Here is an 8,247-nt window from a genome sequence, read left to right on the forward strand (position 1 = left end):
CCGCCCCCTCGCCCCAGGTCCGGGGTTTGGGCGCCCCCCCATCCGGGGGGGGCGCCGCGGGCCCCCCCCCCCCCCCGGCCCCGGGCACACCCCCCCCCGGCCGCCCGGGCCCCCCCCCCCGCCCCCGCCGTTGACCGACCGCAGCAGGAGTTCGAGTCCGGGCGCCTTGTCCGCGATGGCGACCATGTACTGCGCGATCTGCGCGCCGCCCTCGATCGGGCGCAGCGCGGCCCCCGCCAGGCCCCCGCCGTCGGCGGTCATCACGGCGGCCGGGTCCAGCACGGCGACCAGGGCTGCGATGTCCTTGGCCTCCCAGGCCTGCTGGACCCGCCGCACCGCCGCCGCCCGCCCGGCCGCCGGCACCGGCGTGCGGGGGGCGCCCAGCCGACGGCGGCCGGAGGCCGCCAACTGCTTGCAGGCGGCGGGAGTGCGGCCGAGCACGTCGGCGATCTCGGCGAAGGGGTACCGGAACACGTCGTGCAGGACGAAGGCGACCCGCTCGGCGGGCGTCATCGCGTCCAGGACGACGAGGAAGGCCATCGCGACCGATTCGTCCAGCACCACCAGGTCGGCGAGGTCGCCGCCCCCGGCGCCGCCCGCCCCGGCCGGGCCCCACTCGGCGCGGTCCGGCAGCGGCTCGGGCAGCCACGCGCCGACGTAGCGCTCCCGCCGGACCCGCGCCGAGCCGAGCAGGTCAAGACAGATCCGCCCGGTCACCGTGGTCAGCCACGCACCGGGCGCCACGATCTCCGCCCGCCGGCCGGGCGGCAGCGCGTACCAGCGCGCATAGGCCTCCTGCACGGCGTCCTCCGACTCGGCCAGCGAACCGAGCAACCGGTAGGCGATGTTGACCAGTTGGCGCCGCTCGCCGATGGTCCCGCCGGTGCCCGCCCCGGCCTCCCCCGTGCCCCCCATGCTCCCCGGCCACCCCTCGCCTTACCTTTTTCGGTCCCGCCTCGTCGGACTGGTGAGACCCTACCGACCACTGCCTCCGGGCGGAGAAGAGGACCGCGACATGACCACCCCGACGACGGCGCACCGGACCTTCTCGTTCCTGCGGCTCGCGATCGCCCTGCAGACGCTGACCATCTTCCTGCAGGCCGTCACCGCGGGACTGCTGCTGACCACGTCCTACGGCGAGACCCTGCACGGGATCGGCGCGCGCGTGATGTACGGGGCGTCGATGCTGTACGTGCTGGCCGCGGTCCTGGCCTGGAAGCCGGGCGGCGGCTCGCCCCGGCCGGTCCGCCACGCGTCCGGGTTCCTGCTCCTCGCCTCGGTCCAGGTCGTGCTCGGCATCGCCCGCGTACCGGCGGTCCACCTCCCGCTGGGCGTCCTGATGTTCGCGCTCAGCCTGCTGGCCCTGGTCCGACAGTTCGGCGCGGGCGCACGGTAGCGGCCCTGCCCCGTCCCGTCCGGTCCGGGCCGCACACTCGTGCGTATATGACGTATCGTCACATCACAGAATCCTCTTACCTTTCCCCGGTCCCGACCGTATTCTTCGTGCCATCGTCCGAGGGGTCCTCGGTGTGGGGAGAGCGGGGCGCGTGAGAGATTACGGCCAGGCAATCGTGCTGGACAGCTTATTGCCGCCATGGGTGGGGCTGAACCGGGACCGGAACGACGGCAACCCGTTGACGTTCCGACCCGGTGCACCGGTGATCGAGCTGGTGGGCGGCCGGGGCAGCGGGAAGACCACCCTGCTCGACGAGCTCCACGCCAACTACGTCGACCGGGTGCCGCTGGTCCGCGCGGACCTGGCCGCGCCGGACTTCGGCTTCGACGAGCTGGCCGGACTACCGGGCGACGAGGCTGCGGGCGCCTCGCAGCTGACCAATCTGCTGTACCTGCTCTCGGACCGCCTCCAGTTGAAGGTTCCGCACGCCAGAGCGCCGAGGTTCCGTCGGCTCTCGCTGGGCCTCGTGGTCGTCACGGCCTGGTCCGACACGGCCGCGCCCAAGCTTCCTGACGAACTCCGGCAGGCGATGGCGCGGTTCCGGGAGGCGATCCTGGCGGACAGCGCCGACCTCAAGCGGCGCAAGGAGTTGCTCAAGCAGTGGCTGGACGCCCTGGCGCCGGTCGCCACCACCCTGGTGGCCCTGCCGCCCGGCGCGGACGCCCTGGTGAGGACGGCGGCCACCACCGCCCGCGACCTGCTGTTCGCGCCGCGCGGCGACCGGGAAGCGCTGGACTGGTGGGGCAAGCGGCTGCCGGCGGCCCGCTACCCGGGCGACGCCGTGCAGAAGCTGTACCGGTTCGGCCAGGTGTTCCAGCAGCAGGACGCGCGCCGCGAAGAGATCGAGAAGTTCCTCGTCGCCGCACTGCTCGCGGACATCGACGACAACTACGGGCGCCTGCGCCGGTGGAACGACGCCGCCCGGCCGGTGCTGCTGCTCGACAACATCGACGGCAAGCCGGGCGACCGGTTCCGCGCCCGGCTGAACGGCGCGTTCGCCCTCCTGGGCGCGGACCGGCCCGACTTCACGTATCCCGTCATCGTCGCCACCTCGCGCGGTGACTCGGCGTCAGTCCCGCTGCTGACCGACGCACCGGGCGCGGCGGGTGAGCGCTGGCGGCGGATGGGCCTGCCGCCGGTGCGGCAGGCCGAGATCCGGGAGATGCTGGTGATCAGGCGCTACCCGGAGCACCTCCCGCTGCTCGTCGAGCGACTGGGCGGTGGACGGGCCGGCACCGCGTGCGCGCTGATCGAGGTCTTCGAGGAGCTCCACGGGCTCGACGGGAGCTCCGAGATCGACGCGTTCCTCGACCGGTTGCGGCCCGAGCGGGATCCGGAACTCGTCACGCGGCTGTTGGCACAGCTGCTGCCCGCGGCGGAGCTGCGCGAGCGCCTGCGCCTGCTGTCGGTCGCCCTCGACCGGGACGCCGCGGTCAGGCTGCTGAACCTCCGGTCGCAGACCGACCCCGTCGGGCGGATCGAGGAGGCCGAGGCGTACCTGCGGGACTGCCACTGGGAGTTGCGGAACTGGACCGCGGGCGACGGCAAGGCTCCGTTCGTGACCGACTCCGCGCTGCGCGCCCTGCTCCTCGCCCACCTGCGGGCCTCGCCGCCCGAGGGTACCGACTGGGACCAACTGCAGCGCCGCGCGCGCAGCGGCTACGGCAAGCCGGCTCAGGTGCCCGGCCCGTGGGAGGAGGAGGCCAAGTACCTCCACCACACCCTGGCACTGGGTGAGACGGCGGAGGTCGAGTCCGCGCTGCACCGCCGTTTCGCGACGGACCGTCCGGCCGACTGGCTGGCGATCGTGAACATCGTCTCCGCGGCTCCGCACCCGCCGCGGATGCCCGACCGGCCTGCCCCGGCGCCCTGCCCGGTCTGCACCGCCGAGGACGCCGCCCCGACCGCGGGCCCGGTGCACCTGGCGATCAGCCGACTGGTGGCCGCGCTGTGGCAGCAGTCGTCCCCGCTGGCCGTCCCCGACGACAACACCATCGCCGACATCAAGGCCGAGCTGGAAACCCTGTGCAGCAACAGCAGTGACGAGCGCGGTGCTCTGCGCCAGGCCCGGAACACCTGGCCCGGACTCCTGCTGCAGGGCGTGCAGGCCCCGGACCTGCCGACAGGAAGCGAGAACACATGAGGATCGGATTCCCCCCGGGCGCGGGACGGCTGACCAAGGCGGTGACCCTGGCGACCGCTCTCCTGCTGGTCGCGGCCGGCGTCTGGGCCGGCTACGTCGTGCTGAGCCCCGACCTGTCCTGCGCCCCCGGGGTGCAGCGGCTCCAGGAGGGCGGCCCGTGCTTCGGCGTCACCGACGGCGGCTTCAGCTTCGGCAAGCCGCTGGACGAGGTCTCCGCCCGGATCAAGGCGGAGAACGACGCGATCGGCAAGCAACCGCACGTCACCGTCGCGGTGATGGTGCCCATGACCGCGAGCAACGGGAACGACGACGACCGGATCCTGCGCCAGCTCCAGGGCGCCTACCTCGCGCAGTACCGGGCGAACCACGAGTCGGACGCGAAGGCCCCGCTGATCCGACTGGTCCTGGCCAACCCCGGTCCGGACAGCACCCAGTGGCACCGCGTCACCGATCAGCTGGGGCAGCTGTCGAAGTCGCCGACCGACAACCTGCGCGCGGTCGCCGGCTTCGACCGGAGCGTCCCGGCCACCCGGGCCGCCCTCGCCCACCTCACCAACGACCTGCACATCCCGGTGGTGGGCGGTGCGATCACCGGGGACGACCTGGCCAACAGCGACCAGTCGCCCGACGCGTTCCCGAGCCTGGCCCGGGTCGTTCCCACCAACACCGGGGAGGCCGACGCCCTGGCCCACTTCGGCGCCGCGAACGGACCGCAGAACGCGGTCGTGGTGGAGGACAGCCGCAAGGACGACAGCTACATCACCACGCTCAAGGACGCGTTCGAGCGGACCACCAAGGCCGCGGCCGCGCACGAGCCCGAGCTGTTCAAGTCGCCCGACGACATCAGCACGACCGGCAACACCTCCAACGTCTTCCAGCAGCTGATCCAGAACATCTGCCAGACGGACGCCACCACGATCTACTTCGCCGGCCGGTACGTCCAGTTGCGGCAGTTCATCAACGAACTCGGGACACGCGGCTGCCAGGCCAAGCCGTACACGGTGCTCACCGGCTCCGAGGCCAACTCCCTGCTCACCGACCCGGGGCTCGACTGGTCGGCCCTGACCAAGCACGTGACGCTGCGCTACGTGTCCCTCGCCCACCCGGACATGTGGTCCACCGGCCCGGCGGTCAACGGCGGCTCGGCCACGGACTACGCCGACTTCGCCTCGCTCGTCGACCGGGCCGCGAAGGGCCCGATCGGCCCGATCGGACCCGTCGACCTCAAGGACTCCCGCACGATCGTCATGCACGACACCATCTGGACGGCGGTCACCGAGATCCGCAACAGTGCCGTCGGGAACCCGCTGCCGAGCCTGGCCGACGTCAAGGACGCCTGGCAGCAGCTGCACGGCGCCAACAAGGTCAAGGGGGCGGGCGGCTGGATCTGCCTGGACAACCACGGCAACCCCTACGACAAGGCGCTGGCGCTGGTCGAACTGCAGCCGACCACCGCGGACAAGAAGTTCGTCGGCTCCGCCAGGTTCGTCGCGCTCGCCTGGCCGACGGGCGCGCCGCCGGCCGCCGACTGCACGGCCCCCAACGGCACCTGAGCCGCCGACGGGTCGTCAGCTCGCTGACAGCGCGCTGCCGGTGGCCGACACCGCCGTGCAGGCGATCTGTCGTCGGCGGCGAGGACCCTGGTGCGGCAGGGGCGGGGAGCACCCCCGCCCGACGTCCGCACCTCGGGAGCCGCCATGGACCAGTCACTGATCACCCGCATGCACGAGTACCTCGCCGCCGGCCTCGCGATGGACGTGGAAGCCCTGGACGAGCTCTACGACCCGACCTTCGAGAACGTCCGCACCGACGAGGCCGGGCAGGTGGCGACGCTCGCCAAGGAGCAGTTCATGCTGCACTTCCGGGCCGTGCGCGACCAGGGGAAGCGGGTCGGCGACTCGGTGGACGACGTGCGCTTCCTCGCCACCCTCGTGCACGGCGACCAGGGCACGGTCGTCGTGCACCGCGAGCAGCACGGCACCCCGGTGCGGTACTGCTTCGTCTGGCAGCGCGCGGGCGGGCGGTGGACCACCCTGCTGCGCGAGCTGAGCTTCGAGCGGGACATCACGCCGCTGATCGCGGCGATCGAGGCCGCGCGGGCCGCAACGGCGTGAGGGCCGGCCCCGACCGGGACCGACCCTCACACCGACCGACGGATCGTCAGCGCGCGGCGCGCCGCTGCCGGCCCGTGCCGTAGTTGGAGCCGCTCTTCGAACCGCTGCCCGGCTTCGCGGTACCGCTCGTCTTGCCGATGAAACCGGCCGCCATCCGCCGGCCCTCGCCGGTGGTGGCGCTCGCGGCGCCGCCGCCGAGGCGCTGCTTGGGGCGGCGCTGCTTCGGGTTGCCGTTCATGTCCACGTCCGCCGGCAGGCCCGAACGCCCGCCGGAGCGGCGGCGGTTGCGCGACGGGTTGGCGCCGCGCTCCTGGTCGCCGGTGGCGGCCCGCGACCGCCCGCCGGCCGGCTTCTCGGCCGTGGCCGACTCCGCCGCCGGAGCCACCACCGGCGGGGCCAGCGTGACCGCGACCCCGGAGGGCGTGCGCGCGCCGGTGATCCGGGTCAGCTCGGCGTCGCCGGGGCGGACCTTGGTGGTGATCGGGCGGATGCCCGCGTTGGTCATCAGCTTCGACATGTCGCGCCGCTGCTCGGGCAGCACCAGGGTGACCACGGTGCCCGACTCGCCGGCCCGGGCGGTGCGTCCACCCCGGTGCAGGTAGTCCTTGTGGTCAATGGGCGGGTCCACGTTGACCACCAGGTCAAGACCGTCAATGTGGATGCCGCGGGCCGCGACGTTGGTCGCGATCAAGGCGGTGACGTGGCTGTCGCGGAACTGGTCGAGCACCCGGTTGCGCTGCGGCTGGGACTTGCCGCCGTGCAGCGCGGCCGCCCGGACGCCGTTGGCCAGCAGCTGCTTGGCCAGCCGGTCGGCGCCGTGCTTGGTGTGCACGAACATGATCACCCGGCCGTCCCGGGAGGCGATGTGCGCGGTCGCCGAGGCCTTGTCGGCCGGGTCGACCTGCAGCACGTGGTGCTCCATCGTGGTCACCGCACCGGCCGACGGGTCGACCGAGTGGACCACCGGGTCGGTGAGGAAGCGCTGCACCAGTCGGTCGATGTTGCGGTCCAGGGTGGCCGAGAAGAGCATCCGCTGCCCGCCCTCCACCACCTGCTCCAGCAGCTTGGTGACCTGCGGCAGGAAGCCCATGTCGGCCATCTGGTCGGCCTCGTCCAGGACGGTGATCTCCACCTCGTCCAGCTGCACGTCCTGACGGTTGATCAGGTCGTCCAGTCGGCCCGGCGTGGCCACCAGCAGCTCGCTGCCCCGGCGCAGGGCGTTGGCCTGGCGGGTGATCGACATCCCGCCGACCACGGTGGCGATCCGCAGGTTGACGGCGGTCGCGTACGGGGTGAGCGCCTCGGTGACCTGCTGGGCCAGCTCGCGGGTGGGCACCAGCACCATGCCCAGCGGGCGGCGGACGTTGGCCCGGCGGCCGGCCAGGCGGGCCAGCAGCGGCAGGCCGAAGGCCAGCGTCTTGCCGGAGCCGGTGCGGCCGCGGCCGAGCACGTCGCGGCCGGCCAGCGAGTCGGGCAGGGTGGCGGCCTGGATCGGGAACGGCTCGACGACGCCCTCCCGGGCCAGCGCCGAGAGCAGCCCCTTGGGCATCTCCAGCTCGGCGAAGGTCGCGGCCGGCGGGCGGGCCGGGGTGCCGGTGACGGTGGTGAAATCGGCGGGCTCGGCGACCCGCGCCTTGACCGCGCCACGCGAGCGGGCGGGTCGGGTGCCCTGGGCCTGGGTGCGGGCGCCCTGCGGGCGGCCGGCGGTCTGGCCCTGCGGGCGAGCGCCCTGGGTGCGGCCGCGTCCGCGGCCCCCGGTCGGGCGTGCCTGATCAGTCATGCAGTACTTCTCCGTCCTGCGCGGCCACCACAACTGGGTGACCCATGGGTCGGCCGCGAGGAGGGAAATCGCCGCCCCGGCCGTCGGGCGGCATGGACGGAGGCCCGCACCAAGCGGTGCGGGCCTCCGCTGCGTCAGGCGAGTCCAGCAGATGCCGGACGTCAGCCGATGACGGCGATGTTCTCAGCCTGCGGGCCCTTGGGGCTCTGGGTCACGTCGAACTCGACCTTCTGACCCTCGATCAGCTCACGGAAGCCCTGCGCGCTGATGTTGGAGTAGTGGGCGAACACGTCCGGGCCGCCACCCTCCTGCTCGATGAAGCCGAAGCCCTTTTCGCTGTTGAACCACTTCACGGTGCCGGTAGCCATAACCGTCTCCTCTACTACTGGGGCTACGAGACCCACACCTCGTGGACCTCGTGTCGCCGCGATCCCCATCCGGAGATGACCGCCGGACAAAACAAATGCGCCTGTTGGTTGATTACCGCCAGGCGCACACAAACGTTCATGGGAACCAAAACTGCAACTGCTTCGACTGTAGCATGCTGGCCCGCCGATTGATCGGATAATTTTGGACCCGTTTCCCCCACCGCGCACTACGGCATCTGCGCAGGTGACGCACGGTGGGCCGGCGGGTGAACGGGGGCGGACCGACCCCCGTGCAGCGGTGGCGCCGGGCTCTGCTACGGGCCGCCGAGCGCGGACGGGCCGCCCCGGGAAGTCGCTCCCGGGGCGGCCCGCCGCCCACTACCGGC

7 protein-coding genes are annotated in these 8,247 nt (G+C 72.8%); 4 read left to right on the top strand and 3 right to left on the bottom strand.

Annotated features, from left to right (window positions below; genetic code table 11):
* Window positions 1–915: sigma factor (locus tag ACFW1A_RS35220; RefSeq protein WP_380416559.1), on the bottom strand; the 915-nt coding region annotated here is incomplete at its 3' end.
* A 100-nt stretch (window positions 916–1,015) separates the two neighbouring features.
* On the opposite strand from ACFW1A_RS35220, the gene ACFW1A_RS35225 reads away from it, so the two are divergent.
* From ACFW1A_RS35225 to ACFW1A_RS35240, 4 genes are all read left to right on the top strand, one after another.
* Window positions 1,016–1,396: a hypothetical protein gene (locus tag ACFW1A_RS35225; protein ID WP_380416561.1), complete on the top strand. Its 381-nt coding sequence runs from the start codon at window positions 1,016–1,018 to the stop codon at window positions 1,394–1,396.
* Between the two features lie 262 nt (window positions 1,397–1,658).
* The gene (locus ACFW1A_RS35230; RefSeq protein WP_380416563.1) at window positions 1,659–3,599 is read left to right on the top strand and encodes a hypothetical protein; all 1,941 of its coding nucleotides are present in this window, start codon (window positions 1,659–1,661) and stop codon (window positions 3,597–3,599) included.
* Window positions 3,596–5,152 carry a hypothetical protein gene (locus ACFW1A_RS35235; RefSeq protein ID WP_380416566.1) on the top strand — a complete coding sequence of 519 codons (1,557 nt, stop codon included), beginning with the start codon at window positions 3,596–3,598 and terminating at the stop codon, window positions 5,150–5,152. Before ACFW1A_RS35230 ends, ACFW1A_RS35235 begins: the two co-directional genes overlap by 4 nt.
* 144 nt (window positions 5,153–5,296) lie before the next feature.
* Window positions 5,297–5,713 (top strand): DUF4440 domain-containing protein, encoded by a 417-nt coding sequence (locus ACFW1A_RS35240; RefSeq protein WP_380416569.1) that lies wholly within the window; start codon window positions 5,297–5,299, stop codon window positions 5,711–5,713.
* A gap of 46 nt (window positions 5,714–5,759) precedes the next feature.
* Here ACFW1A_RS35240 and ACFW1A_RS35245 read toward each other — a convergent pair whose 3' ends face one another.
* A complete protein-coding gene (locus tag ACFW1A_RS35245) occupies window positions 5,760–7,493 on the bottom strand; it encodes a DEAD/DEAH box helicase (protein ID WP_380416571.1) in 1,734 nt (577 codons plus the stop codon).
* A 161-nt stretch (window positions 7,494–7,654) separates the two neighbouring features.
* Window positions 7,655–7,861: a cold-shock protein gene (locus tag ACFW1A_RS35250; RefSeq protein WP_380416573.1), complete on the bottom strand. Its 207-nt coding sequence runs from the start codon at window positions 7,859–7,861 to the stop codon at window positions 7,655–7,657.
* Window positions 7,862–8,247 lie beyond the last annotated feature (386 nt).

Origin of the sequence: Kitasatospora sp. NPDC058965, assembly GCF_042741245.1 — a bacterium.
GTDB lineage: Bacteria > Actinomycetota > Actinomycetes > Streptomycetales > Streptomycetaceae > Kitasatospora.